The organism is Microbacterium luticocti DSM 19459, from assembly GCF_000422405.1.
Classification (GTDB): Bacteria; Actinomycetota; Actinomycetes; order Actinomycetales; family Microbacteriaceae; genus Microbacterium; species Microbacterium luticocti.
In genome coordinates this window covers 311,609-334,838 of the sequence record NZ_AULS01000002.1, presented here as the reverse complement: position 1 = coordinate 334,838, position 23,230 = coordinate 311,609, and the positions used below count along the sequence as shown (strand labels likewise).

Annotated in this window: 24 protein-coding genes and 1 riboswitch; of the genes, 14 read left to right on the top strand and 10 right to left on the bottom strand. The window is 73.5% G+C overall.

Annotated features, from left to right (window positions below):
- The first annotated feature begins 12 nt into the window (after positions 1-12).
- From H577_RS0104440 to cofD, 6 genes are all read left to right on the top strand, one after another.
- Positions 13-1,500 carry a protoporphyrinogen/coproporphyrinogen oxidase gene (locus H577_RS0104440; protein ID WP_029144938.1) on the top strand — a complete coding sequence of 496 codons (1,488 nt, stop codon included), beginning with the start codon at positions 13-15 and terminating at the stop codon, positions 1,498-1,500.
- An 89-nt stretch (positions 1,501-1,589) separates the two neighbouring features.
- Positions 1,590-1,952 (top strand): hypothetical protein, encoded by a 363-nt coding sequence (locus tag H577_RS0104435; protein WP_029144937.1) that lies wholly within the window; start codon positions 1,590-1,592, stop codon positions 1,950-1,952.
- Position 1,953: 1 nt separating this feature from the next.
- Entirely contained in the window at positions 1,954-2,364 is a 411-nt protein-coding gene (locus H577_RS0104430) for a phage holin family protein (RefSeq protein WP_029144936.1), read from the top strand.
- The gene (locus tag H577_RS0104425; protein ID WP_029144935.1) at positions 2,354-2,632 is read left to right on the top strand and encodes a hypothetical protein; all 279 of its coding nucleotides are present in this window, start codon (positions 2,354-2,356) and stop codon (positions 2,630-2,632) included. The genes H577_RS0104430 and H577_RS0104425 overlap by 11 nt, the downstream gene beginning before the upstream one ends.
- Positions 2,633-2,834: 202 nt before the next feature.
- Positions 2,835-3,647, top strand: coding sequence for a uroporphyrinogen-III synthase (locus H577_RS0104420; RefSeq protein ID WP_051191739.1), 813 nt, complete (start codon positions 2,835-2,837; stop codon positions 3,645-3,647).
- A 14-nt stretch (positions 3,648-3,661) separates the two neighbouring features.
- Positions 3,662-4,618: a 2-phospho-L-lactate transferase gene (gene cofD / locus H577_RS0104415; protein WP_029144933.1), complete on the top strand. Its 957-nt coding sequence runs from the start codon at positions 3,662-3,664 to the stop codon at positions 4,616-4,618.
- A 174-nt stretch (positions 4,619-4,792) separates the two neighbouring features.
- On the opposite strand, the gene cofC is transcribed toward cofD, so the two are convergent.
- From cofC to cofG, 4 genes are read right to left on the bottom strand one after another with little or no spacing between them, the layout of a single operon-like run.
- A complete protein-coding gene (gene cofC / locus H577_RS0104410; RefSeq protein WP_245570326.1) occupies positions 4,793-5,482 on the bottom strand; it encodes a 2-phospho-L-lactate guanylyltransferase in 690 nt (229 codons plus the stop codon).
- A gap of 60 nt (positions 5,483-5,542) precedes the next feature.
- Positions 5,543-6,550 (bottom strand): glucose-6-phosphate dehydrogenase (coenzyme-F420), encoded by a 1,008-nt coding sequence (fgd, locus tag H577_RS0104405; RefSeq protein ID WP_029144931.1) that lies wholly within the window; start codon positions 6,548-6,550, stop codon positions 5,543-5,545.
- The gene (locus tag H577_RS15085) at positions 6,547-8,007 is read right to left on the bottom strand and encodes a flavin-containing monooxygenase (protein ID WP_036283687.1); all 1,461 of its coding nucleotides are present in this window, start codon (positions 8,005-8,007) and stop codon (positions 6,547-6,549) included. Before H577_RS15085 ends, fgd begins: the two co-directional genes overlap by 4 nt.
- The gene (gene cofG, locus H577_RS0104395; protein ID WP_245570325.1) at positions 8,004-10,436 is read right to left on the bottom strand and encodes a 7,8-didemethyl-8-hydroxy-5-deazariboflavin synthase CofG; all 2,433 of its coding nucleotides are present in this window, start codon (positions 10,434-10,436) and stop codon (positions 8,004-8,006) included. Before cofG ends, H577_RS15085 begins: the two co-directional genes overlap by 4 nt.
- 126 nt (positions 10,437-10,562) lie before the next feature.
- On the opposite strand from cofG, the gene H577_RS0104390 reads away from it, so the two are divergent.
- On the top strand, positions 10,563-10,997 hold the full coding sequence (locus H577_RS0104390) for a hypothetical protein (protein WP_029144929.1): 435 nt from the start codon (positions 10,563-10,565) through the stop codon (positions 10,995-10,997).
- Between the two features lie 65 nt (positions 10,998-11,062).
- Here the strand turns inward: H577_RS0104390 and H577_RS0104385 are convergent, their stop codons facing one another.
- Both H577_RS0104385 and H577_RS15080 read right to left on the bottom strand, forming a co-directional pair.
- Entirely contained in the window at positions 11,063-11,890 is an 828-nt protein-coding gene (locus H577_RS0104385) for an ABC-2 transporter permease (RefSeq protein ID WP_029144928.1), read from the bottom strand.
- Positions 11,887-13,737, bottom strand: a complete 1,851-nt coding sequence (locus tag H577_RS15080; RefSeq protein WP_036283685.1) for an ATP-binding cassette domain-containing protein — start codon at positions 13,735-13,737, stop codon at positions 11,887-11,889. The genes H577_RS0104385 and H577_RS15080 overlap by 4 nt, the downstream gene beginning before the upstream one ends.
- Before the next feature lie 106 nt (positions 13,738-13,843).
- On the opposite strand from H577_RS15080, the gene H577_RS0104375 reads away from it, so the two are divergent.
- The 3 genes from H577_RS0104375 to H577_RS17555 are packed head-to-tail and all read left to right on the top strand — an operon-like array spanning position 13,844 to position 16,256.
- On the top strand, positions 13,844-14,914 hold the full coding sequence (locus H577_RS0104375) for an enoyl-CoA hydratase/isomerase family protein (protein ID WP_029144927.1): 1,071 nt from the start codon (positions 13,844-13,846) through the stop codon (positions 14,912-14,914).
- A gap of 1 nt (position 14,915) precedes the next feature.
- Positions 14,916-15,833, top strand: coding sequence for a DnaJ domain-containing protein (locus H577_RS0104370; RefSeq protein WP_029144926.1), 918 nt, complete (start codon positions 14,916-14,918; stop codon positions 15,831-15,833).
- A gap of 24 nt (positions 15,834-15,857) precedes the next feature.
- Positions 15,858-16,256 carry a hypothetical protein gene (locus H577_RS17555; protein WP_156876546.1) on the top strand — a complete coding sequence of 133 codons (399 nt, stop codon included), beginning with the start codon at positions 15,858-15,860 and terminating at the stop codon, positions 16,254-16,256.
- A gap of 15 nt (positions 16,257-16,271) precedes the next feature.
- Here H577_RS17555 and H577_RS15075 read toward each other — a convergent pair whose 3' ends face one another.
- Positions 16,272-17,723 (bottom strand): D-alanyl-D-alanine carboxypeptidase family protein, encoded by a 1,452-nt coding sequence (locus H577_RS15075; RefSeq protein ID WP_051191738.1) that lies wholly within the window; start codon positions 17,721-17,723, stop codon positions 16,272-16,274.
- A gap of 34 nt (positions 17,724-17,757) precedes the next feature.
- Positions 17,758-17,866: riboswitch (TPP riboswitch) on the top strand.
- Between H577_RS15075 and H577_RS0104360 the strand changes: the two genes are divergently transcribed.
- The 3 genes from H577_RS0104360 to H577_RS0104350 all read left to right on the top strand — a co-directional run bounded on the left by H577_RS0104360 (position 17,859) and on the right by H577_RS0104350 (position 20,813).
- Entirely contained in the window at positions 17,859-18,497 is a 639-nt protein-coding gene (locus H577_RS0104360) for an ECF transporter S component (protein ID WP_029144925.1), read from the top strand. It overlaps the preceding riboswitch by 8 nt.
- A 31-nt stretch (positions 18,498-18,528) precedes the next feature.
- Positions 18,529-20,034 carry an ABC transporter ATP-binding protein gene (locus H577_RS0104355; protein WP_029144924.1) on the top strand — a complete coding sequence of 502 codons (1,506 nt, stop codon included), beginning with the start codon at positions 18,529-18,531 and terminating at the stop codon, positions 20,032-20,034.
- Positions 20,031-20,813: an energy-coupling factor transporter transmembrane component T family protein gene (locus H577_RS0104350; RefSeq protein ID WP_029144923.1), complete on the top strand. Its 783-nt coding sequence runs from the start codon at positions 20,031-20,033 to the stop codon at positions 20,811-20,813. Before H577_RS0104355 ends, H577_RS0104350 begins: the two co-directional genes overlap by 4 nt.
- Positions 20,814-20,839: 26 nt before the next feature.
- Here the strand turns inward: H577_RS0104350 and H577_RS0104345 are convergent, their stop codons facing one another.
- A complete protein-coding gene (locus tag H577_RS0104345) occupies positions 20,840-21,205 on the bottom strand; it encodes a type II toxin-antitoxin system VapC family toxin (RefSeq protein WP_029144922.1) in 366 nt (121 codons plus the stop codon).
- Entirely contained in the window at positions 21,202-21,444 is a 243-nt protein-coding gene (locus H577_RS0104340; RefSeq protein ID WP_029144921.1) for an AbrB/MazE/SpoVT family DNA-binding domain-containing protein, read from the bottom strand. Before H577_RS0104340 ends, H577_RS0104345 begins: the two co-directional genes overlap by 4 nt.
- A gap of 115 nt (positions 21,445-21,559) precedes the next feature.
- Between H577_RS0104340 and H577_RS15070 the strand changes: the two genes are divergently transcribed.
- Positions 21,560-22,852: an HNH endonuclease family protein gene (locus tag H577_RS15070; protein WP_051191736.1), complete on the top strand. Its 1,293-nt coding sequence runs from the start codon at positions 21,560-21,562 to the stop codon at positions 22,850-22,852.
- 17 nt (positions 22,853-22,869) lie between these two features.
- On the opposite strand, the gene H577_RS0104330 is transcribed toward H577_RS15070, so the two are convergent.
- Positions 22,870-23,217 carry a DUF488 domain-containing protein gene (locus H577_RS0104330; RefSeq protein ID WP_029144920.1) on the bottom strand — a complete coding sequence of 116 codons (348 nt, stop codon included), beginning with the start codon at positions 23,215-23,217 and terminating at the stop codon, positions 22,870-22,872.
- Positions 23,218-23,230 lie beyond the last annotated feature (13 nt).

The window sequence follows — 23,230 nt, the reverse complement described above, 5'->3', positions numbered from 1 at the left end:
GAGGATGGACGGGTGAGTGAACCGGTGCCCCTCGACGAGCTCGCGGCACAGGCCGGGCGGGTGCGCGTCGCCGTGGTCGGCGGCGGCGTCGCCGGTCTGGTCGCCGCGCACGAGTGCGCGAAGGTGGGCCTTGCGGTCACCGTGTTCGAGGCGGCCGATCGGCTCGGCGGCACCGTCCGCACGGTGGAACTGGGCGGCCTGGTCGTCGACACCGGTGTCGACTGCATCGGGCTGCAGCCGGCCGCGGCCGGCCTCGTCGACGAGCTGGGTCTTGCCGAGGCGCTGGTCGAACCCGGCGAGCAGACCCGCTGGGTGGTCGGCGTCGGGCAGGCGACGGATGCTGCGACCCGGGCACGTCGGCCCGGCGTGCCCGCCGCTCCTCTGCCGGGCGAGGCGGTGCTGGGCATCCCCGAGAACATGTTCTCGGACGACTGCCGGCGGCTGCTCGGCACCGGCGGCACCTGGCGGGCCTACCTCGACCGGCTGCGGCCGCCGCTGACCATCGGTCACGAACGAAACCTGGCCGCGCTCGTGCGCAGCCGCATGGGTGTCGCGGTGCTCGACCGGCTGGTTGCCCCGCTCACCACCGCGGTGTACGGGGCCCGCCCCGACCGCATCGACGTCGATGTCGCCGCGCCGGGGCTGAACGCCGCCCTCACCCGCGCCGGGTCGCTGTCGGGCGCCGTCGCCCAGCTGCGGGCCGAAAAGCCCCCCGCCCCGCTGCGCGGTCTTGTCGGCGGCATGTCGCGCCTGGTCACCGCGCTCGACGCACGCCTGCGCGCGCTCGGCGCCGACGTGCGCTGCGGCACCCCGGTCACCGCGCTCGAGGCGGACGGCACCGACACCGGCTGGATCGTGCACACCACCGGCGAGGAGTTCGACACCGCCGACGATGCGGTCGTGGAGCGTTTCGACGCGGTCGTCGTCGCCACCGACGAACGCGCCGCGCGCGAGTTGCTGGCCCCGGTGGTGCCCGCGCTCGGGGTGCGGCCGGTGGCGTCCGTGCCCGTCGAGACCGTCACCCTCGTCGTGGACGCGCCCGCGCTCGACGCGCATCCCCGCGGCGCCGAGGCGATCGCCCTGCCGGGCTCGCGCGCGGCCGCGAGCGTCGTGCATCTGACCGCGAAGTGGGGTGGCGCCGGTCGCCACGCGGTGCGGGTCGCGTTCGGCGGCCCCGACACCGTGCCGGCCACGGCCGCCCTCGACGACGCTGCGGCCGCAGAGCTCGCCCGAGCCGAGGCATCCGTGCTGCTGGGAGTGGAACTGCCGGCGCCGGTCGCCGCCGATCGCGCCCGGTTCACCCTCGCCCCGGCGCGCGCGCTCACCGGGCACGAGGCCGCCGCCACCCGGGTGCGCAACGCCGTCGAGGCCATGCCGCGCCTGGCCGCCACCGGCGCCTGGCTGAGCGGCAGCGGGCTCGCGCAGGTCGTTCCCGACGCGGCCGCGACCGCCGATCGGCTGCGCCGGCGGGCGCTGTTCGGGGCGGATGCCGCATCCTGAGCCGCAGCGCACGCCCGCGTCGGACGGTGGATGCCGGAAACGGCATACAGCGTTACCCTGGTGGAGGACGACAACGGTGAGGAGACCCGATGAGGGGCAAAGTCGGACTCGTGATCGGACTGGCCGCGGGCTACGTGTTGGGCACGCGTGCGGGCCGGGAACGGTACGAGCAGATCAAGGAGCAGGCCGCGAAGGTCTGGAACCTCCCGCCCGTGCGCAAGCAGGTCGACAAGGCGAAGGGGTTCGCCACCTCCGCCGTCATGGCGCTGCCGAACGCGCTGTGGGACACCGCCGTGAAGGTCACCCGGGCGGCCGGTGATCGCGGCACCCCGGGACAGAAGCTGGATGCGGCACTGCGCGCCGGCAAGGACTCCGCCGACAAGATCGCCGATGCCGCCGAGAAGACCGCGGACGAGGTCGCCGACGCGATCTCCGACCGCGACGGGAGCTGACATGACCACGCCACGCGGATTCCGCGACCGTGCCGACGACGGGTTCCTCACCTTGCTGGGCGAGCTGCCCGAACTGATCCGCAACCTCATCGTCGCCGAGATCGACGCCGCCAAAGCCTGGGTGGCCAAGACGGCGAAGGATGCCGGATTCGGCGCCGGCTGGATGGTCGTCGCCCTGTTCTTCCTGTTCTGGTCGGTGCCGGTGCTGCTGACGTTCTTCATCGCCGGGCTGTCGTCGTGGTGGCCGGTGTGGCTGTCGGCGCTGGTGGTGTTCGGCATCGGACTGCTGATCGCGGCGTTCTTCGCGCTGCTGGGGTTCTTGCGCTTCCGTCGGCTCACCAGGCGCGAGAATCCGGGCGCGGCCATCGCCCGAGACGTGAAGATCGTGAAGGATGTCGCCGATGAGTTCTGAGTCCGTCGTGCCGCTGCCCCGCACCGCGGTTCCGCTGGGGATCGACGACCCGGTCGAGAAGGCGCGGGCCGAGCTGAAGGCGGCGCTGGCCGCCATCGAAGAGAAGGCCAACGTGCCCAAGCGTGTCGCCCGGGCCACCGGCCGCGGGGTCGCCGACGCCCGGGTGTTCGCACGCAAGAACCCGGCGATGGCGGTGGTGGCCGTCGCCGGCGTCGCGATCGCCGTCGGCGCGAGCGTGTGGGGCCTGGTCAAGCTCTACACGCGCTGATCCCACCGGCCGCCGGCGGCTGCGGACGCAGCATCGGCGGATGCGGGGTATGCTCAGAGGCTAGGCAGTGGCAATGGTGCGAGTGCTGCCGACGGCGCGGACCCGAACGCGCACCACAGTGCGCCGGGGCCCATGTCGCCCGTCGGTTGCTCGAACGTGGGGCGGCCGGCGTCGAAATCCGTGAGCCGACCCCGAACACCACATGATGAACTCAGCACTACCCCACACCGGTGGCATCTCCACCAAGCCCCTCGCCGGGTGGCGCGTCCTCGTGCCCCGCGGCGGCCCCTGGGGCGACGGCGTGGCGGCCACCCTGCGGGCACAGGGAGCCGTCCCGGTGGTCGCGCCGCTGATCAACTTCGCCCCCACCGAAGACCTCACCACCCTCGAGCAGGCGCTGAGCGATCTGGCAGCGGGCGCCTTCGACTGGCTCACGCTCACCAGTGCCACCACCGTGGACGTGCTGTTCGCCTACCGGGCGGTGATCCCGGCCACCACCAAGGTCGCCGCCGTCGGTGAGACGACCGCCGCCGCACTGCAGGCCGTCGGCTACCGCGTCGACCTGGTGCCCGAGAAGGACAACTCCGCCGCCGGCATGGCCGACGAGATGATCGCACTGGAGTCCGAGCCGCGTCGCATCCTCACCCTGCGCAGCGAGATCGCCAAGCCCGTGCTCACCAAGCGGCTGATCGCCGCCGGCCACGACGTGCGGTCGGTCGTCGCCTACCGCACGGTGGGGGTGCCGGTCACCGAGCGCATCGCCCGCGACGTGGCGAACGGGCGGATCAACGCCATCCTGGTGACCAGCGGATCGGTGGCGCAGCAGGTGCGCGAGCAGTTCCCCGAGATCCCCGACGAGACCGTCATCGCCGCGATCGGCCCGCGCACCGCGAAGGACGCCCGCAAGGCCGGGCTCGACGTCGACGTGGTCGCCCCGCGGCAGACCGTCGACGCGCTCATCGAGGCGGTGTCGCGGCTGCCGCTGCCGCACGCGTCCGACGAGTTCCACTTCTGATCGGGGCGCGGGCCGTGGCATCCCTTCGTGTCGTCGTGCTGGCCGGCGGCGTGGGCGGGGCGAAGTTCACGCTCGGCGTGCGCGAAGCGTTGGCCCGACGCGGCGCACCGCCCGCCACGGTCGTCGTGAACACCGGCGACGACCTGTGGCTGTCGGGCGTGCGGCTGCAGCCCGACGTCGACTCGATCCTGTACGCGCTGGCCGGGGTGAACGACACCGCCCGCGGCTGGGGGCGGGCCGGTGACACCGAGCGGGTGAACGACGAGCTGCAGGCGTGGGGCGCGGGATGGCCGTGGTTCACGCTCGGCGACCTCGATCTGGGCACCCACCTGGCGCGCACCGGATGGCTGCGCGAGGGCGCCTCGGTCACCGAGGTCGTCGCGCGGCTGTCGCGGCGCTGGCCGATCGGGGTGCGGCTGCTGCCGATGACCGACAGCGAGGTCGACACGCATGTGGTGACGGATGCCGGTCGGATGCACTTCCAGGAATGGTGGACGCGGCATCGGGCCGCGCCGGCGCCGCGGGCGTTCGAGAACCCGGGCATCGAGGCGGCCGTGCCCGCGCCCGGCGTGCGCGAGGCGATCGCCGAGGCGGATGTGGTGCTTCTCGCGCCCTCGAACCCGGTCGTCTCGATCGGGCCGATCCTCGCGGTGCCGGGCGTGCGCGACGCGCTGCGGGCGACTCCGGCGCGGGTGGTCGGGGTGTCGGGCATCATCGGCGGCGCGGTCGTGCGCGGCATGGCCGACGTGTGCCTGGCGGCGATCGGCGTGCCGACCACGGCCGCCGCGGTGGCCGGGCATTATGGCGCGCGTGCCGCGGGCGGGCTGCTCGACGCGTGGGTGATGGCCGAGGAGGACGCGGCGCTCGCGCCCGAGGTCGCGGCGCTCGGCGTGCGGCCGGTCGTGTCGCCGCTGTGGATGACGGATGCCGCGGCCTCCGCCGCGATCGTCGACGCCGCGCTCGAGGCGTAGCGGATTCTGGGGCGCAGGGCGAGGGCCGCGGGCCCGAGTCGAACGCACGGCCGCGGCATGTCTCAGAAGATGCGGGGCCGCGGCCTGAGCCGGCGTTTTCTGAGACACGCGTCGCGGGCATGTCTCAGAAGGTGCGGGATGCCGCGGCCTGAACACGCATCTTCTGAGACACGCTCAGCGACCGGCGCCCGGCCAGAGCGCGGCCGTGCGGGGGCCGAGGCCCAGCCGGGCGGCGGCGGCAAGCTGATCGACGGTGTCGACGTCGCGGCGCAGCGTCGAGGCATCCGGAACCGGCAGCACCGCGCACCCGAGCGCGACGTGCCGCGCCAGCGACCCCTCGCCGAACGCCGACGCCCACGGCACCCCCGCGCGGGTGGTGACCAGCGTCGAACCGGTGCCCTCGGCATCCGGCACCACCGCCCGGTCGACGGATGCCGCGGCCTCGAGCGCACTCGTCAGCTGCGCCGGGCGCAGCGCGGGCAGGTCGCCCAGCAGCGCCGCTCGGTGGCCGTCGCCGGCCGCGGCCACCCCGCGCGCCACCGCCGCGTTCAGGCCCCCGCCCCCGCCCTCGCCCTCGCCGCGGCCACCGCCCTCGCCCCGGCCGCCGCCCTCGCCGACGACGGTCGCGCCGAGTTGCCGTGCGGCCGCGGCCACCTCGGCGTCGTCGGTCACCACGATGACCGCGCACACCGCGGCCGCCGCGGCGATGGTGTCGAGCGCGATCGCGCGGGCCAGCGCCGCCCGGTCGACGCCCGTGGCGAGCCGCGACTTGCCGCGCGCGCTCGGCTTGACCGGGACGACGACGGTCCAGTCCGGGACGCCGTCGGTCCAGGCCGTGCCGAACGGCGGCATGTCATCGTCCACACGCCCTCCGGGAGGCCGTGTTCACGTCAACACTCCGGAGTTCGGCACGCCGCGCCGCCGTCACGACCCGTACCGCGCCCGCAGCCGGGGCAGGATCTCGGCACCGTACATGCGCAGGAACTCCTCCTGATCGGCGCCCGGGTCGTGGAACACCAGGTGCCGGAACCCGAGCTCGATGTACTCGCCGATCCGCTCGACGTGCTCGTCGGGGTCGGTCGAGACGATGAACCGCTGCGCCACCCGCTCGATCGGCAGCTCGGCGGCGCGCCGCTGCATCTCGATCGGGTCGTGCACGTCGCGCTTCTCCTCGGGCGACAGCGCGAGCGGCGCCCAGAACCGCGTCTTGCCCAGCGCGACCTCCCGGTCGGGATGGTACGAGACCTTCACCTCCATGAGGGTGTCGACCTCGTCTGCCGACCGTCCCGCCTTGGCGAGCCCCTCCTCGAGCGCGGGCAGCAGCGTGTCGGTGTACAGCGCCCGGTCCTTGCCGCTCGTGGTGATGTAACCGTCGGCGATCCGCCCCGCCAGCCGCGTCGCCGCCGGACCCGAGGCGCCGATGTAGATCGGCACCTCGTGGTGCGGACGGTCGTAGACCGTGGCATCCGTCACCTGCCAGAACCGGCCGTCGAAGCTCACCCGCTCGCCGCGCCACAGCTCACGGATCAGCGTGATCGCCTCTTTCAGCCGCTGGAACCGCTCGGGCGGGTCGGGCCAGTCAAGGCCCAGCGTCACCTCGTTGAGCGCCTCGCCGGTGCCGACCCCGAGGATCACCCGCTCGGGGTACAGCACCCCGAGCGTCGCGAACGCCTGCGCGATCACCGCCGGGTGGTACCGGAACGTCGGGGTCAGCACCGAGGTGCCGATGAGCACCCGCTGCGTGCGGGCGCCGAGCGCGCCGAGCCACGGCAGCGCCGCGGGCGCGTGACCGCCCTCGTGCATCCACGGTTGGAAGTGGTCGGACAGAAAGACCGAGTCGAACCCCATCTGCTCGGCCAGCACGCCGAAGCGCAGCAGGTCGGCCGGGCCGAACTGCTCGCTCGAGGCCTTGTATCCGAACCGGAGCCTCATCGTTTTCCCCTCTCCAGGGTCACGGGCAGGAACTCGTCGCCGCAGGCTTTGGCCAGCCGGTCGCGGAACGCGTCGACGGTGCCGGGCCACAGCAGCGTGAGCCGGCCCGACCGCTCGTCGACGTACCAGTTGCGGCATCCGCCCGCGACCCATGGCGTGGATGCCGCAGCCTCGTCGATCTCGGCGGTGTACGCGGCCTCGGCGCGCGGGTCGACGCGCAGCACCCCGGCGCGGCCGGCGAGGGTGCGGGCGACGTACCCGGCCTGCGCCTCCATCATCAGCACGGAGGAGTTGTGCCCGAGCGACGCGTTCGGCCCGTCGAGCACGAACAGGTTCGGGAACCCGGCGACCACGGTCGAGGCGAACGAGGTCATCCCCGCCGACCAGTGCGCGGCGAGGGTCTGCGTCTCGCCCCGCACCAGCTCGGCGTACGGCTGCCGGGTCGAGTGGAACCCGGTCGCCAGCACCAGCACATCAGCTTCGTGCCGGGCGCCGCTCGCGGCGACGAGCGTACGGCCCTCGACGGTGGCGAGGGCGGATGCCTCCAGCCGCACCCGTCCGGACGCCAGCGCCGGATAGAATTCGTCCGACAGCAGCACCCGCTTGCACCCGAACGCGTAGTCGGGCGTGAGCTCGGCGCGCAGTCGCGGGTCGGGCACCTGCGCGTGCAGGTGCGCCAGCGCCGCCGCGCGGGCGGCGGCCGCGGCATCCGCGTCGCCCGACCGGGACGCGTACCGGGCCTCGCCCTCGGCGTACAGTTCGTCGCGCAGTCGCTCGAGCAGCGCCGGATCGGCGGCGAACCGGTCCTGTTCGTCGGGGGAGTACGGCCGGTCGTCGCGGGGCACGATCCACGCCGGGGTGCGCTGGAACAGCGTCACCTCGCTGCGCCGGGCCAGCCGGGGCACCAGCTGCACCGCCGAGGCGCCGGTGCCCACGACGGCGACGCGGGCGCCGTCGAGGTCGACGCCGTGGTCCCAGCGGGCGGTGTGGAACATCGGCCCTGGGAAGGACTCCAGGCCCGGGATGTCGGGGATGCGCGGCTCGGTGAGCCGCCCGCACGCGAGCACCAGCGCGGCGGCGTCGATCTCGCCCGGTCGGGCGCCGCCGGTGCGCACCCGCCAGCGGTCGGCCGCGGCATCCCACCTCGCGTCGAGCATCGGCGTGCACAGCCACGGGGTGATGCGCTCGGTGGCGGCGGTCCGCTCAAGGTAGGCGCGGATCTCATCGCCGCGCGCGAACACCCCCGACCAGTGCGGCCACGGGTGGTCCGCGAAGCCGTACAGGTGACTGGGCACATCGCACGCGACGCCCGGATACGTGTTGTCGCGCCAGGTGCCGCCGATCGATGCCGCGCGCTCGAGCACGATCACGTCGTCGATGCCTTGCGCGCGCAGCGCCATGACCGCGGCGAGCCCGGCGAAGCCCCCGCCCACCACGACCACCTCGGCGCGGGTCATCGGTCCGCCACCGATGCGTAGTCGGTGGTGCGCACGCGGAACGGCCGGAACAGGTGCGCGGCGAGGGCCGCGGCATCCGTCACCGGCAGCTCGAGGCCGCACTCGACACCCGCCTGCGGGCGCACGCGGCCGTCGAGCAGAGTGCCGCCGAGATCGTCGCCGCCGCACTGCAGCAGCGTCTTCGCGGCGTCGCGGCCGACGCGGGTCCACGGGATCTGGATGTGCGGGATGCGCTCGCCGAGCAGCAGCCGGGCGACGGCCACCATCGCCCGGTGCTCGTCGATCGCGGCCCGGCCGGGCACGAGCGGCACGCCGCCGGCGGGCGCGGGCAGCGGGATCGGCACGAACTCGGTGAAGCCGCCGGTGACCTCCTGGATCGCGCGCAGCCGGCGCAGGTGGGCGATGCGTTCGGCGGCGGTCTCGACGTGGCCGTAGAACAGCACGCTCGTCGAGCGGAGCCCGGCGCGGTGCGCGGCGGTGATGCCCTCGATCCACCGGTCGATCTTGAGATCGCCGGGTGCGACGAGGCCCCGCACCCGCTCGCTGAGCACCTTGACCCCGGTGCCGGGCACGGTCCGCACTCCCGCGTCGCGCAGGGCGTCGAGTGCGCGCTCGAGGCCGAGGCCGCCGCGGTCGGCGAGGTCCCAGACGTCCTGCGGGCGGTATGCGTGCAGGTGCAGGCGGGGAACGACGCCTGTGGCAGCGCGGGCGATGTCGAGGTAGGCGGCCGGATCGGCCTGCGGCGACAGCCGGCCCTGGATGCACAGCTCGGTGGCGCCGAGGTCGGCGGCGTCGGCGGCGATCCCGGCGACGTCGTCGAGCGTGAAGGTCGCCGGGTCGGGCTCGGGCCGGGTGCGGAACCCGGTCGTGGTGAGGTTGCGGTTGACGACGATGCCGACGGCCTCGCCGACCGTGTAGCGCCGCACGTCGTCGGCGACGCCGGTGAGCGCGTCGAGGTCGGCGCCGGTCGCGCGCAGCACGAGCTCCCAGTCGGCGTCGTCGAGGGCCGTCGGGTCGGATGCCGCGGCCTCGGCGAGACGGGTGACCGTCGAGGCGCGTACCGTCGACATGCCCACACGGCTCGACCCCGCCGGGGCGGGGGTGCCGGCGGCACGTGAGCCTGTTCGCGGCCCGCGATCGGTCGGGCGGTCCTCTCGTGCCAGCCCGGTCTCGGGGTCGGCCAGCGCCGCGACGGCGTCATGCAGACCCGGATCGATCCAGGCCGCGGCATCCCGCACGTACTCGGGGTGGGCCGTGAGCCGCTCGCGCAGCGTGAAGCCGAGCGCCGCCGTGCGGGCGGCGAGGTCGTCGATGTGCGGCCACGGTCGCTCCGGGTTGACGTGGTCGGCGGTCAGCGGCGACACCCCGCCCCAGTCGTCGATGCCGGCGCGCACGAGCAGCCCCAGTTCGGCGGCATCCGAGAGGTTCGGCGGCACCTGGATGCGCATGCGCGGGCCGAGCGCGAGCCGCGCGACCGCGACGGCGGCGACGTACTCGCGCAGGTCGGCGTCGGGCGCCGCGCGCATCGCGGTGCCGGGCTTCGCGCGGAAGTTCTGCACGATCACCTCCTGCACGTGCCCGTGGCGTTCGTGCGCGTCGCGGATCGCGACCAGCGACTCGGCGCGGTCGCGCAGCCTCTCGCCGATGCCGACGAGGATGCCGGTGGTGAACGGGATGCGGGCAGCCCCGGCATCCTCGATCACCTGCAGCCGGATCGCGGGGTCCTTGTCGGGGGAGCCGTGGTGCACCTGCCCGGGCTCGTCGAACAGCCGCCGCGAGGTGGTCTCGAGCATCATGCCCATCGAGGGTGCGACCGCGCGCATCGCCTCGAGCTCGGCCCGGCTCATGACACCGGGGTTCGCGTGCGCGAGCATGCCGGTCTCGGCGGTGATCAGCCGCGCCATGGCGGCGACGTAATCGAGCGTCGAGGCGTAGCCGTGCTCGTCGAGCCAGGCGCGGGCGGCCGGCCACCGGTCCTCGGGCCGGTCGCCGAGGGTGAGCAGCGCCTCTTTGCAGCCGAGCGCCTGCGCACGGCGCACGACGGTGAGCACCTGGTCGGGCGACATGTACATCGGCTTGTGCAGCTTGGCGAGCTGCCCGGGGGTGTCGACGAACACGCAGTAGTGGCAGCGGTCGCGGCACAGCGTGGTCAGCGGCACGAACGCCTTGCGCGAATAGGTGATGATCCCGGGGCGCCCGGCCTGTCGCAGCCCCTCGTCACGGACGGATGCCGCAGCCCGCAGCAGCCGGTCGAACTGTGCGCCCTCGGCGTGCAGCAGCGCCCAGGCGGCGTCTGCATCGAGGCGTTCACCGGCTTCGGTCGCATCGAGCACGGCGGCGATCTCGGCGGGCGAGACGTCGGCAGCCCGCGCGTCGGCGGCACGGTGTGCTGCGGACTCGATCAGTGCAGCGGACTCGGTCGGCGTCACCGTCCCAGTCTGTCACCGCCGCATGCGGTCGGCGTCGCGGTGACGGCGGCCGAAAGCCCTCGGATCGTTGCCGCACTGTGAGCGATTCGCCTGCACCGGGCCGTGCCGGACTGGCAGACTGGAGGCATGGTGACGCTGTTGCTCGACTCGACCCAGCTCGAGGTCGTGCTCTCGCTCACCGAGCATGCGCTGTCGTTCCGCAAACAGAACGTGGCGATCGACCGTTCGCAGATCACGAAGGTGCAGCTCACCGACGACGCCTGGACGTGGCTGCGCGGCGTGCCCGACCCGGGCACGTACATCCCGTCCACGATCGCCATGGGCACGTGGAAGTCGGCCACCGGTCGCGACTTCGCGGTCATCCGCCGGCGCCGCCCCAGCGTCGTGATCGACCTCGACGGGCACGACGAGTTCCAGCGGGTCGTCCTCACCACCCGGCACGGGCTGGCGTTGGTGAAGGCGCTGCGCATGGATGCCGGTGACGAGCTCGCCGACGTCACCGAGATCGCCGCGAAACCGGCGCGCAAGCCCGCACCGAGGCCGCGTCCGGCGACCGCGTAGGACCGCGGCACCGCGTAGGACCGCGGCACCTGTGGGTGGCGTCGCGGCCGGAGCCGTGGCATCCGTCAGCTGACGTCGCGCCGCCAGCTGGTCAGGTGACCGAGCACGATGAGCACGACGGCGTAGCCGAGCAGCACGATGCCGCCCGCCCACCACTCGAGCTGGGCGCCTGAGCCGGCCGTCTGCCCCATGGTGGAATAGATGCTCTGGCCGACCAGTGCATCGCTGGCGGCGCCGGGCAGGAACTGTGTGACGGTGTCGAGGCCGTTCACGAACGCGGCGGCGACGCGGCCGATCGGCTCGACGAACTGGGTGAACGCCAGCACGATCACAACGGCCGCGACCTGGTTGCGCACGAGCGTGCCGACGCCGATGCCGATGAGCACCCACAGCACGAAGGCGATCACGATGCGACCGAACATCGCCCAGGTGTCGGCCGAATCCAGCTCGGTCTTCAGCCCGAACCCGGCGAGGAACCCGGCGGACGGTCCTGCCGCGGCGATCAGGGCGAGCACCGCGTACAGCACGCCGACCCCGACGCCGACGATCGCCTTCGCCGACAGGGCGACGCCGCGGCGTGGGGTCGCCAGGAAGGTCGGGGTGAGCGTCTGGTGCCGGAACTCGCCGGTCACCATGAGCGTGCCGATCAGCAGCGGGAACACGTACCCGATCGACGCGGCCACGCTGTACAGCAACGTCGCGGCGCCGTCGCCCGACAGTTGCGGGCCGTTTTGGTCGCCGGGCAGCGACCCGGTGGCGGATGCTGAGAACACGAACCCTAGACCGGCCGCCGTCATGCCCACGTAGACGACGAGCACGAGGGCGAGGATCCACCACATCGCGGTCGTGAACAGCTTGGTGGTCTCGGACCGTGCGGACGCGACAAGGCTCATCGCCGGTCACCTTCCTCGTCGGATGCGTCGACGGGTGCACCGCTCGCACCCTCCGGGGTGGGGGCGTCGGCAGGGGCGGACTCGTCGGGGGCGGGCTCGTCGGGGGTGGATGCCTCATCCCGCGCGGCTTCGTTGCCATCGGCAGCGCCGTCGAACGAGTGGAAGAACGCGTCCGCGGCGGCATCCGCCTCGGTGTGCGGCTCGGGGTGGTCCTCGTCGTCGGGCAGGTGGTCGGGCTCGCCCGCGACGACCTCGTCATCCGCGCCCGGCGACGGCGACTCGGCCTCGTCGGGCGGGATGATGTCGATCACGCCGGTGGCGGCGACCGCGAACGCCGCACCGGGAAGTGAGCCGCCCGTGGTCTCCAGACCCGCCGCGACGGCCGCGGCCATGGCCGCCTCAGCCTCGTTGTCGCCGGATTCGCTGACCTCGCTGTCGTCCGGTTCGCCGGCCAGGCTGTCGCCGGGTTCGCTGGGCTCGCGGTCGGTCGGTTCGGTAGCAGCGCTGTCGGCTGGTTCGCTGGGGCCGATGTCGCTCGGTTCGCTGGGCTTGCCCTCGCCGGGGCCGGTGGGTTCGCTGCCGCTCGGTTCGCTGGCCACGCTGTCGCCGGGTTCGCTCGCCTCGCGATCGCCGGGTTCGCTGGCCTCGCTGTCGCCGGGGTCGCTTGACTCGTTGTCGGCCGGTTCACTGTCGCTCGGCTCGGCGGCCTCGCTCTCGGCCAGCTCGCTGGGTTCGCCGTCGCTCGATTCGGCGGCCTCGCTGCCGCCGGGTTCGGTGAGGGCTGCGCCCGGCCGCGCGTCGGGGTGGATGTCGGGGTGCCGCACCTGATCGGTGGTGGGTGCGGGCTCTGCCGTCGCCGGCTCAGGGGGCGTCGCTGCACCCGCCGCACCCGCCGCACCCGCCACGCCCGCCGCCTCGGCGGGCGGAGCCATGCCCTGCGCCGACGGATGCACGCGCAGGCCGTTGACGAGGTCGAAGAAGACCTCCTCGAGAGCCGGGCCGCGCCGCTGCAGCAGCGACAGCGCGACCTGGGCGTGCGCTGCCACGCGCCCGACCGTGGCCGGATCGGTGCCGCGCACGGTGAGCCCGCTGCGCAGCACCTCGAACCGGATGCCCGCCGCGTTCAGCGCGGCCGTCAGCCCCGCCCGGTCGGGCGAATCGACCACGGTGGCGTGCTCGGACGGATCCGACAGTTCCTCCAGGCCGCCCTGGAACACGAGCCGGCCGTGCGCGATGATCAGCAACCGGTCGACGGTCTGCGCCACCTCGGCCAGCAGGTGCGACGAGACCAGCACGGTGCGCCCCTGGCCGGCGAGCGTGCGCAGCAGCCCGCGCATCCAGGTGATGCCCTCGGGGTCCAGTCCGTTCGACGGTTCGTCGAGCACCAGCACGCCCGGGTCTCCCAGCAGCGCGCCGGCCAGACCCAGCCGCTGGCGCATCCCGAGTGAGTATCCGCCGATGCGCCGCCCCGCGACATCCGCCAACCCCACCGTGCCCAGCGCCTCGTCGACCCGCGTCAACGGCAGCCCGGCAGCCTGCGCGTAGACCTTCAGATGGTTCGCCGCGGTGCGACCGGGATGGAAACTGGATGCCTCGAGCACCGCGCCCACCGTCTGCATCGGCTGCCGCAGCCCGGCGTAGGGCACGCCGCCGATCGTGACCCGGCCGGCGGTCGGGCGCACCAGGCCCAGCAGCATGCGCAGGGTGGTCGTCTTGCCCGCGCCGTTCGGGCCGAGAAAACCCGTGACCGCACCGGGGGCGACCCGGGCGGTGAACCCGTCGACGGCGAGGACGGAACCGAACCTCTTGGTGAGCCCTGCGAATTCCAGCACCTGGCCTTCGGGCATGCGGAACCTCTCGTCGTCGCGGGCAGTGTCCCCCCTATCTTTGCGGAAAACCGCGCCCGCGTCCTGCTGAATCTCCGAACCGGGCGCAGCGGGTAACGTGGGGCCCGTGACACAGTCGCCCACACCCGCCGAGCCCACCGTCATCGCACGATCCGAAGGCGGTCTCGGACGCATCACCCTGAACCGCCCGCGGGCCATCAACGCGCTCGACACCGACATGATCGTGCAGATCGCGCAGATCCTCGACCGGTGGCAGGACGACCCGGACGTCGGGCTCGTCGTGCTCGACGGGGCCGGCGACCGCGGCCTGTGCGCGGGCGGCGACGTGCGCAGCCTGTACGACCAGATCACCGGCGGCCACGCCGCAGACACCAGCGTGTTCTTCCGCGCCGAGTATGCGCTCAACGCCCGCATCGCCGAATACCCCAAGACGATCATCGCGCTCGCCGACGGCATCACCATGGGCGGCGGCATCGGCCTGGCCGGGCACGCGGCGATCCGGGTGGTCACCGAGCGTTCGAAGCTCGCGATGCCCGAGACCCGCATCGGATTCACGCCCGACGTCGGCGGCACCTGGCTGCTCGGCCGGGCGCCCGGACGCGTCGGCGAGTACCTGGGGCTGACCGGGGCGACGATGGATGCCGCGGATGCGATCTACGCCGGATTCGCCGACCACTTCGTGCCCGCCGACCGCCTCGACCACCTGCGCGAGGCGCTCGCCACCCGCGCCGACCCGCCCACGCCGACCGGCATCGTGCTGCTGTTCGACGAGACCCCGAAGCCGTCGCGGCTCGAGGCGGCCCGGCCGTGGATCGACGACGCGTTCTCGGCCGACACCGTGCCCGAGATCGTCGCGCGTCTGCGTGCCCGGCCCGAGCCCGAGGCATCCGCCGTCGCCGACACCATGGCCGAGCTCTCGCCCACCGGCATGGCGGTGACCCTCGAGGCGGTGCGGCGCGCCCGGACGCTGCCGGACCTGCGCACCGACCTCGCGCAGGAGTACGGCCTGGTGATGTGGTTCGGGATGACGCAGCCCGACCTGGTCGAAGGCATCCGCGCGCAGCTGGTCGACAAGGACCGCGACCCGCACTGGAAGCCCGCCTCGCCCGACGAGGTCACGGCCGCCACCGTCGCCGACGCGTTCGCGCACACCCCGCCCGTGCCGCTCTGGGACTGACGTGTTCGACAGTCCGCTGTCGGCGTCGGCCTACGAGGTGCTCGGCGTCGCGCCCGACGTCGACGACGAGGCGCTGCGCCGCGCCTACCGGCTGCGGCTGCGGCAGACCCACCCCGACACCGGCGGCGACGCGGCCGCGTTCGTGCAGGTGCAGCGCGCGTGGCAGCTGGTCGGCACCGCCCCGGCGCGGGCGGCGTACGACCGCGGGCACGGGTTCGGCGCGAGCGCCGCACCGCAGTGGGACGGATGGCACGTGCCGGCACCGCGCGCCGACACCCGGCCGCGCGCCCGCTCGTACGGGCACCCCGGCGGCCGGCGGCGGGAGCGCTACCTCGACCTGATCCGCGAGTGGGTCGGTCGTGGTGTCGAGCTGCCCGACCCGTACGATCCGGCCCTGGTGCGCTCGGCGCCCGTCGAGATCCGGCGGCTGCTGGCCGACGCACTCGCCGAAGAGGCCACCGCGCGCATCGTCGGCGACCTCGGCATGGGATACACGGTGTGGCACGACGTCGCCGCCGGCGGCCGCCCCGACGAGAAGATCGACCACATCGTGCTCGCGCCCAGCGGGCTGTATGGCATCCTCTCCGAAGACACCGGCGGCCCGGTGCGGGTGCGACGCGGGGAACTGGTCGGGGATGGTGTGGCCGGCACGCCGATCGCGGACCTGATCGCCGGCATCCGCACCATCGCACGTGATGCGCGCGTGCGCTTCGGCGGCGCGATCGTGGTCGTGCCCGACGACGATGCGCCCGAACCGATCCACGAGCTCGGCAAGGTGCGCGGCGTGCGCACCGTGGTGTGCGGACGCAGCGCGCTGAGCACGGTGCTGCGCCGGGGGATCACCGGGGCGCGCGAGGTCGGTGGCACCGAGCTGTTCGACGTGCGCACCCGGCTCAACCAGTGCGTGCGGTTCGCGTAGCCCGGCGACGCTCAGTCTCCGTCGGTGTCGCGTGGGCGCCCGTCCGGCGCGGCGCCGCCGGGCCGTGCGACGCGGCAGCCCGGCATCGACCAGGTCGACGACGTAGCCGAGCAGGCCGGAGGCGATGGCGACGATGCCGATGCCGACGATCGCGACCTGCAGCGGCCCCTGCGCCATCAGGTGCGGTATCGCCGAGGCGTCGGCCAGGTGCACCGCCAGAAACAGCGCGGCGACCAGCAGCAGGGCGGCGCCGAGGGTCGGGTAGAGCACCTTCGCGCGATCGCCCGAGGAGTTGCGCGCGCGCCGCTGTGCCCGCACGTATCTGCGCCAGCGCCACCGCCATCGCACCGGGAACTCCCGTTCTCCGGGGTGGTTCTGCAACGTCACGCCCCGATGCTACCCATGTGGGGTGTGGGCGAATGATGACTGCGGGTGCCGTCAGGCCACTCCGAGCAGCTGCAGCGGATGGGTGATCCGCCACCACAGGCCCGGGCCGTCCAGCTCGTCGGCCAATGCGGCATCCACCGTCGTCGCCTGCACCGGACCGGTCACCGTGACGCTGCCGGCCGCAGCCCCGGCCGCCCAGTCGTCGCCGAGCGTCAGCTGCGCGGTCGCGGTCGGGGTCGCAGCGTTCCACAGCACCAGATCGGCGTCGGAGGACGCGACCACCGCAACCGAGGCGCCCCACGCCGTCGACACCGTGCCGACCACCGTACCGGCCGCCACCGCCGTCGTCGGCTGCAGCTGCGCCTGCACCTGCGCGAACAGGTTCCGCGCGACCGTCCAGCGCGTCTTGGCGTCGGGCTGGTTCAGCACCGCGGCCTGCACCTGCACCGTCGTGCCGCCGACGGTGACATCCTTGACCGCCAGCACGTTGTAGCCGTCGAGGATGCCCGTCTTCATGCCCACCACCCCGGGGTCGGCGAGCAATTCGTTCGTGTTCGTGACCGTGCCCGCCCCCGGCAGCGTCACCTGCTTCTGCGCGACGATCTCGGCGATCACCGGATTGTCCATCGCGACCTGGGCCAGCCGCACCAGTGCCGCCGGCGTCGCCGTGTTGCGCGCGTCGAAGCCGGTCGGATCGGCGATCGTGATGCCCGTGATTCTGCGGGCGGCCAGCCACGCGTTCGCGGCCGAGGCGAAACTCTCGTCGGACGGCCACCACTGCCCGGCCAGCCGCGCCGCATAGTTGCTGGCCGAGGCGATCAGCATGCCCTGCAGCATCTGGTATTCGGTCAACGAGCCGCCCACCGGAACATCCAGCGCCGACTCGTTGCGTCGCAGGTAGCTCCAGTACTCGAGATTGTCGGCGTACGAGAACCGGAACGCGATGCCCTGCGCGCTCGCCGTCACCGGGCTGCGGTCGAGCACCAGCAGCGCCGTCACCACCTTCGTGATGCTCGCGATCGGGCTCTGCGCGGTGGTCGAGGCCACCGGTGCGCCGAACCCCGACACGGCCACCCCGGCCGCGCCGGTGGCCGGCCAGGTGACGGATGCCGCCGCCGCCGGCTGCGCGGACACCGTGGCCGCCGTCACCGTCGGGGCCACCTCGCCCAGCGGCCACAGCCCCATCGTCGCGGCGTACCCGACCACCAGCACCAGCAGCACGCCCAGCGGCACGAGCATGCGGGCACGAAGCGCCGACCGGCGCGGACGATCGGGTAGCAGCGGGACCACCGCCGGCACCAGGCCCGTCGTGGTCTCGAGCGTCGTCGCCGTCGTCGTCGAAGTGCGCGCCCGCAGCGCCGTGACCGTGGCGTCGTCCCACCACGACAGCGCCGTGATCGCGACCGTCGAGGTCGCCACCGTCGAGGTCACGATCGCGTCGAGGTCGTCGCCTTCCGCGTCCGCGGCGACCGCGGGGTCGGGCGTCGGGTCGGCACGGGTCACCAGGCCACGGTACCCGACGGGCGACTATACTGACCGGCACAACCACGGGAGTCCGGTGTGCCGGGCTGAGAGGAAGCGAACACGCTTCGACCGTCGAACCTGATCCGGATCATGCCGGCGCAGGAAGGAGCATCGATGCACACAACCACGTCCGCATCCACCGTCGCCACGCCGCGTCTGCGCTGGCGTGTCGTCGACATCGTCGTCGCCAGCGTCGTCGGCGTCGCCGCCGGGGTGATCTTCTGGCTGTGGGGCCAGGCCTGGACCCCGCTGTCGACCGGACTCGCCTTCCTGCCCGGGCTGGAGGGTGCACTCGCCGGCGGCTGGCTGTTCGCCGGCGTGCTCGGCGGCCTCATCATCCGCAAGCCCGGCGCCGCCCTGTACACCGAGATCGTCGCCGCCGTCGTGTCGATGGTCGTGGGCACCCAGTGGGGTCCCGAGACCTTCATCTGGGGTGTGATCGAGGGTGTCGGCGCCGAACTCGGGTTCGCGCTGCTGCTGTACCGCAACTGGCGGCTGCCCGCCGCGCTGGTCTCGGGCGCGCTGGCCGGACTGTCCACGGCGATCCTCGACACCAACTTCTCGTCGGTGGCGGCGAAGTCGTTCGAGTTCCGCGCCATCTACTTCGGTGCCGCGATCGTCTCGGGCATCGTGCTGGCCGGTTTCGTGTCGTGGCTGATCGTGCGGGCCCTGGCCGCCACCGGCGCGCTCGACCGGTTCGGCGCCGGTCGCGAGGCCCGCACCCGCGAGACCGACGATCCCGACGCCGCATAGGGGCCGTCGTGAGCCAGCTGGGACGGATGCCGTGACCGCGCTGCGTCCCGCCGCCGTCACCGCCGCCGGGTGGGGGTGGCGGCACGCCGGCCGCCGCCGCTGGGCGGTCGCCGACCTCGACCTCGAGGTCCCCGCCGGGCAGCGCGTGCTGCTGCTGGGGGCCAGCGGTGCCGGCAAGTCCACGCTCATGCGGGGACTGGCCGGTGTGCTCGGCGACCAGGAGGACGGCGAGCAGACCGGACGCCTGTTCGTGGACGGTGTGCCGCCGGCCCACGCGCGCGGCCGCGCCGGGCTCGTGCTGCAGGACCCCGACGCGCAGGTCGTGCTCGCCCGGGTCGGCGACGACATCGCGTTCGCGTGCGAGAACCTCGGGGTGCCGCGCGACGAGATCTGGCGGCGGGTGGATGCCGCGCTCGACGCGGTGGGCCTGCCGCTGCGGCGCGATCACCCGACCACGCGGCTGTCGGGCGGGCAGAAGCAGCGCCTCGCCCTGGCCGGTGTGCTCGCGATGCGGCCCGGCCTGGTACTGCTGGACGAGCCCACCGCCAACCTCGACCCGGACGGCGCCGTCGAGGTGCGCGACGCCGTGCTCGCCGCCACCGGCGGCGCGACGCTCGTGGTCGTCGAGCACCGGGTCGGGTTGTGGGCCGCACACATGGACCGGGTGATCGTGCTCGGCGAGCACGGACTGCTCGCCGACGGCACGCCCGACGACGTGTTCGCGCGCCATGCGCATGAGCTGACCGCCGCCGGGGTCTGGGTGCCCGGCACCGAGCCCTGGCACTCGCCGCGGCCGCGGCGAGCAGGTGACGCACCCGTGCTGCTGCAGGCTCGTGACCTGGCCGTGGGCCGGCGGGCGTTCGGGGCACGGATGCCGCAGGTCGCGGCATCCGGAATCTCGGTCTGTGTCGACGCCGGACGGGCCCTGGCGGTGACCGGGCCGAACGGAGCCGGCAAGTCCACCCTGGCGATGACCCTCGCCGGCCTGCTCGAACCGGCCGGCGGCGAGCTCGCCGCCACCGCTCGGCTGCGCGCGGGCATCGGCCCGGCCCCGCGCGAATGGAGTTCACGCCGGCTGCTCACCCGTATCGGCATGGTCTTCCAGGAGCCCGAGCACCAGTTGCTGACCGCGCGGGTCCGCGAGGAGCTCGCCGTCGGCCCGCGCGCGGTGCGCCTGGGCGAGACCGAGGTCGCCGCCCGCGTCGACCCGCTGCTGGAGCGGCTGCGGCTGACCCGGCTGGCGCAGGTGAACCCGTTCACGCTGTCGGGCGGCGAGAAGCGGCGCCTGACCGTCGCCGCCGCGCTGGCCACCCGCCCGCGTGTGCTCGTGCTCGACGAGCCCACGTACGGACAGGACGCCCGCACGTGGCGCGAACTCGCCGACCTCATCGACGAGGTGCGGGATGCCGGTACCGGCGTCGTGTTCGTCACCCATGACCGCGAACTGGTGTCTGCCCTCGCCGACGACGAGCTGTGCCTGCAACCGCAGCCGGGACTGCGGCCGGGTGCGCTGCCGGTGCACGGGAGCAGGCGATGAGCGTGCTGGCGGCTGACCCGACCGCACGGGTGTCGTCGTTCAACCCGGTGGCCAAGCTCGGCGCGACCCTCGTGATGACGGTCACCCTGCTGCTGTCGATCGACCCGGTCTCGGCGGGGGTCACCCTGGTGTGCGTGCTCGTTCTGCTGCCGCTGTCGGGCCTGCCGGTGCGGATGCTGTGGCTGCGCTCCTGGCCGCTGCTCGTGGCCGCCGTGCTCGGCGGTGTGGCGACCGTGTTGTACGGCCGCCCGTCCGGGCAGACGTACCTGCACTGGGGGCTCGTGCAGGTCACTGACGGGTCGATCTCGCTGGCGTTGGCGATCGTGCTGCGTGTGCTGGCGATCTCGCTGCCGGCCGTCGTGCTGCTGTCGACCACCGACCCGACCGACCTGGCCGACGGGCTGTCGCAGCTGCTGCGGCTGCCCGCGCGGTTCGTGCTCGGCGCCCTGGCCGGGCTGCGGCTGGTCGGCCTGCTGGTCGAGGACTGGCGGGAGCTGTCGCTCGCGCGCCGCGCGCGCGGGGTCGCCGACACCGGACGGTTCCGCCGGTTCGCCGGGCAGTCGTTCGCCCTGTTCGTCCTCGCGATCCGGCGCGGCACCAAGCTCGCCACGGCGATGGAGGCGCGGGGCTTCGGCGCCCCCGGGCCGCGCACGTGGGCCCGCCCGTCGCGGTTGCGCCCGCGCGACGTCGTGCTCGTGCTCATCTCGGTCGCGGTGGCCGCGGCATCCGTCGTCGCCGCCCTCGCCGCCGGCACCTGGACGTTCGTCTGGGCGCTGTGACGTTACGGCCTGCGCGTCAGGCTCGTTCAGCGGACCAGGACGACGCCGGGTCGTCCTGACCACGCCGTGTCGGCGGTGAGGATCGTTCCCCCTTCGCGCTCGCCGAGTGCGAGGCAGAGTCGATCACCCAGTGAGAGCGCGTCGCCGCGACGCCACAGTCGTGCGGCGGCTTCGGCATCCGCTTCGCTCACCGGCTCGATCCGAATCCCGTAGCTGAGCAGCAGCCCCCGGGCGAGGGCCCAATCGGCGCCGGCGGCCTGCACCTTCTGCGCCGTCTCCGACCAGTTCGCGGCACTGACGGTCCCGCCCTGCTCCAGGTACTCGGCCACGATGTCGGCGCCGTGTTCTGTCTGCAGGAAGGCGAGCAGCGCCGAGGCGTCGAAGACGGTCATGCGGCGTCGTGCACGGCTTCGGCGCGGCGGGTGGCGATCAGATCCGCGACGAGGTCGTGGCCGGCGAGCTGGTCGCGCAGCAGGCGTCGCGCATCGTCGCGTCCCACGAGCACGAGTCCGGCGGCGGTCTCGATGCCGACGAGGGGCGTGCCCTCGCGCCACGAGCGGCGTTCGCGCACCTCTGCCGGAACGACGATGCGGCCCTTGTTTCCCACCGTGACGGTGAACGTGCCACTCATGTGGTTACGGTACCACTCCGTCCACCTCCAGGAGGCCTCATCCCTCACTAAGATGAGAGGGCTCTCATATGGAAAGACGGGCGCGGCGATCGGTCGCGTCCTGCGGAGATCGATCGTGACGAAGTCCTTCTGGCGCCGGCCGGCCACCTGGGTCGGGCTGTCGCTGTCGGCGGTGCTGCTGCTCGTCGCCGGCGCCGGCACTGGCATCGGCGGGATCATCATGATGGCCGGGTTCATCGCCCTGTTCACCGGCGGCTACACCTTCGTGACGCGTCGCCGATCGTGGCTGGCGCTGCAGGGGCGCAGGGCGGGAGCCGGACTGGCGATCGGCGCGCTGGTCGCCGTCTTCCTGGGGTCCGGCGTGTATGCGGTGACCGGGCACGGGCCCGGCGTGGCGCGGTCCGCCCCGTCCACGGAACCGACCTCGCGCGCGGCCGCAGCATCCACCGCCCCCACCGCGACAGGGCGGTCCACTCCCATCCCCAGCACCACACCGACGCCATCGTCGAGCCCGACGGTCACGGTCACGCCGACGCCGACGCCGACGCCGACGCCGACGCCGTCGTCATCCGCCCACCCCTCGAACACCGCGCTCGCGCTGCTGCAGACCCTGCCGGTCAAGGGCCGGGCGCCGAAGACCGGATACGACCGCACCGTCGTGTTCGGGCCGGCGTGGAAGGACGTCGACCGCAACGGCTGCGACACCCGCAACGACATTCTGCGCCGCGACCTTGCGAAGGTCACGATCAAACCCGGCACGCACGGATGCGTGGTGCTCACCGGCACCCTGCGCGACCCCTATACCGGCACGACGATCGCGTTCCAGCGCGGGCAGGGCACCTCGACGGCGGTGCAGATCGACCACGTCGTGGCGCTGATGGACGCCTGGCAGAGCGGTGCGCAGCAGCTCACCCAGGCGCAGCGTGAGGCGCTGGCCAACGATCCGCTGAACCTGCTCGCCGTGCAGGGTCGGGCGAACGAGCAGAAGGGCGCCGGAAACGCCGCCACCTGGCTACCGAAGAACAAGGCGTACCGGTGCGCGTACGTCGCGCGGCAGATCACCGTCAAGGCGCGCTACCGGCTGTGGGTGACCGCCCCCGAGCGCGATGCGATGGCGCGCGTGCTGGCCGCCTGCCCGGGCCAGAAGATCGCGACGGCGGGCACGGTGCGGTTGATGCCGGATGCGGTGGCCACCGCCCCCGCGCCGAAGAAGGCGTCAACGGCCCCCGCCAAGCCCAAGCCGGCGCCGGCCAAGCCCAAGCCGGCGCCGGCCAAGCCCGGCCCGCGCGTCGTGAGACCCGGATCGTTCTGCACTCCGGCCGGGTCGACCGGGGCGACCGCCAAGGGCACGCCGATGCGATGCATCCTCAAACCCGGCGAACCCCGCGCCCGCTGGCGCTCGGGCTGACCCCGTCCCGACCGCGGTCAGGCCAGCAGCGCCTCGCGCAGCAGCCCGGTGTGGTTGTGTTCGGTGTCGTGTGTGGCGTAGAGCAGAGTCACCACGTCGTGTCCGGTCAACTTCTTGCGCAGCGCCGCGACGGCGTCCGCGCCCGCCGCAAGCTCCGCGCGGTACGCCTTCTCGAACTGGCTGAACGGCATGCCGTCGTGGTGGAACGCCGTGCGCAGCTGGGCGCTCGGGGCGACGTCCTTGTCCCACAGGTCGACCTGCGCGCGCTGCTTCGACAGTCCGCGCGGCCACAGCCGATCGACCAGCACACGGAAGCCGTCGGCGGGGTCGGGATCGTCGTACACGCGCTTGCTGCGGATCTCCATACGCCCAGTCAAC

What these genes read in the sequence shown, in the direction of transcription:
- fgd (WP_029144931.1), bottom strand. Translation starts at nt 6,550, where the DNA reads ATGAGGCTCCGGTTCGGATACAAGGCCTCGAGCGAGCAGTTCGGCCCG.
- H577_RS0104360 (WP_029144925.1), top strand. Translation starts at nt 17,859, where the DNA reads ATGCACACAACCACGTCCGCATCCACCGTCGCCACGCCGCGTCTGCGC.
- H577_RS0104435 (WP_029144937.1), top strand. Translation starts at nt 1,590, where the DNA reads ATGAGGGGCAAAGTCGGACTCGTGATCGGACTGGCCGCGGGCTACGTG.
- H577_RS0104390 (WP_029144929.1), top strand. Translation starts at nt 10,563, where the DNA reads ATGGTGACGCTGTTGCTCGACTCGACCCAGCTCGAGGTCGTGCTCTCG.
- H577_RS0104340 (WP_029144921.1), bottom strand. Translation starts at nt 21,444, where the DNA reads ATGAGTGGCACGTTCACCGTCACGGTGGGAAACAAGGGCCGCATCGTC.
- H577_RS0104345 (WP_029144922.1), bottom strand. Translation starts at nt 21,205, where the DNA reads ATGACCGTCTTCGACGCCTCGGCGCTGCTCGCCTTCCTGCAGACAGAA.
- H577_RS15085 (WP_036283687.1), bottom strand. Translation starts at nt 8,007, where the DNA reads ATGACCCGCGCCGAGGTGGTCGTGGTGGGCGGGGGCTTCGCCGGGCTC.
- H577_RS15080 (WP_036283685.1), bottom strand. Translation starts at nt 13,737, where the DNA reads ATGCCCGAAGGCCAGGTGCTGGAATTCGCAGGGCTCACCAAGAGGTTC.
- H577_RS0104330 (WP_029144920.1), bottom strand. Translation starts at nt 23,217, where the DNA reads ATGGAGATCCGCAGCAAGCGCGTGTACGACGATCCCGACCCCGCCGAC.
- H577_RS0104350 (WP_029144923.1), top strand. Translation starts at nt 20,031, where the DNA reads ATGAGCGTGCTGGCGGCTGACCCGACCGCACGGGTGTCGTCGTTCAAC.
- H577_RS0104385 (WP_029144928.1), bottom strand. Translation starts at nt 11,890, where the DNA reads ATGAGCCTTGTCGCGTCCGCACGGTCCGAGACCACCAAGCTGTTCACG.
- H577_RS0104420 (WP_051191739.1), top strand. Translation starts at nt 2,835, where the DNA reads ATGATGAACTCAGCACTACCCCACACCGGTGGCATCTCCACCAAGCCC.
- H577_RS0104425 (WP_029144935.1), top strand. Translation starts at nt 2,354, where the DNA reads ATGAGTTCTGAGTCCGTCGTGCCGCTGCCCCGCACCGCGGTTCCGCTG.
- H577_RS0104430 (WP_029144936.1), top strand. Translation starts at nt 1,954, where the DNA reads ATGACCACGCCACGCGGATTCCGCGACCGTGCCGACGACGGGTTCCTC.